1 protein-coding gene is annotated in these 1196 nt (G+C 54.3%); it reads left to right on the forward strand.

The window, feature by feature from the left end; genetic code table 11:
• Positions 1 to 69: 69 nt before the first annotated feature.
• Positions 70 to 1157, forward strand: a protein-coding gene (locus tag RY831_RS32955) for an IS3 family transposase (protein WP_326510493.1) whose coding sequence is annotated in 2 segments (ribosomal slippage) — positions 70 to 322 and positions 322 to 1157 — 1089 coding nt in all. Because the reading frame shifts where the segments join, the coding sequence is not laid out codon by codon here.
• Positions 1158 to 1196: the final 39 nt, after the last annotated feature.

Here is a 1196-nt window from a genome sequence, read left to right on the forward strand (position 1 = left end):
GGTAATCCCCCCGGAAATTAAACGGAGTTGAAGGTAGAATTTTCCACAAATAAAAAGAGGAAGTTCTACATGAAGAAGTCGCGTTTTTCGGAGAGCCAGATCATGGCCATACTCAAGCAGGCCGAAGCTGGCACACCGGTTCCGGAGTTGTGCCGGGAGCATGGCATGAGCTCCGCACTGTTTTACAAGTGGCGTAGCCGATTTGGCGGGATGGATGCATCCATGATAGCCAGGCTCAAGGAACTCGAAGAAGAGAACCGGCGGCTCAAGAAGATGTATGCCGAGGAGCGGATCAAAGCAGAAATCGTCGCTGAGGCTCTATCAAAAAAGTGGTAGCGCCATCTCGGCGGCGGGAGATGGCGCAGCGGGCAATCAGCGAGAAGGGAGTCAGCATTCGGTTGGCATGCCAGGCCTTTGGCATCAGCAAGACTTGCTACCGGTATCAGGCAAAGCTGTCGTCCGAGAATGCCGAGATCAGCGACTGGTTGATTCGGCTAACCAACAGCCAGCGCAACTGGGGCTTTGGCTTGTGTTTCCTGTACCTGCGCAACGTCAAGGGCTACCGTTGGAACCACAAAAGGGTCTATCGCATTTACCGACTGCTGGAGCTGAATTTACGGATCAAGCCGAAGAAGCGTCTGGTGCGAGAGAAGCCTGAAGCACTGGCCGAACCCACTGAAGTCAACCAGGTGTGGTCGATGGACTTCATGCACGACCAGCTCTCCGACGGCCGCAGTATCCGGCTGTTCAATGTCATTGATGACTTCAATCGCGAAGGCCTGGAAATCGAAGTCGATTTCTCGCTACCGTCCGAACGCGTCATCCGTTCACTGGATCGCATCATCGAATGGCGCGGCCGGCCGGATCGTATTCGCTGTGACAACGGCCCGGAGTACATCAGTGCCACGCTCATGGCATGGGCAAAACGCCAGGGCATCACTCTCGACTTCATCCAACCCGGCAAACCTCAGCAGAATGCCTATATCGAGCGATATAACCGTACGGTTCGCTACGACTGGCTGGCTCACTATCTGTTCGATAGTATCGAAGAAGTGCAGGAATTCGCAACCCGGTGGCTATGGACCTATAATCACGAGCGCCCCAACATGGCCATCGGCGGTATCACGCCAAAACAGAAATTAGCCTTGGCCGCATAGTCTCTACCTTCAGGCCGCTTTAAAAATGGGGGGCTTACC

Source organism: Noviherbaspirillum album (assembly GCF_035916955.1).
Taxonomy (GTDB): domain Bacteria; phylum Pseudomonadota; class Gammaproteobacteria; order Burkholderiales; family Burkholderiaceae_D; genus Noviherbaspirillum; species Noviherbaspirillum album.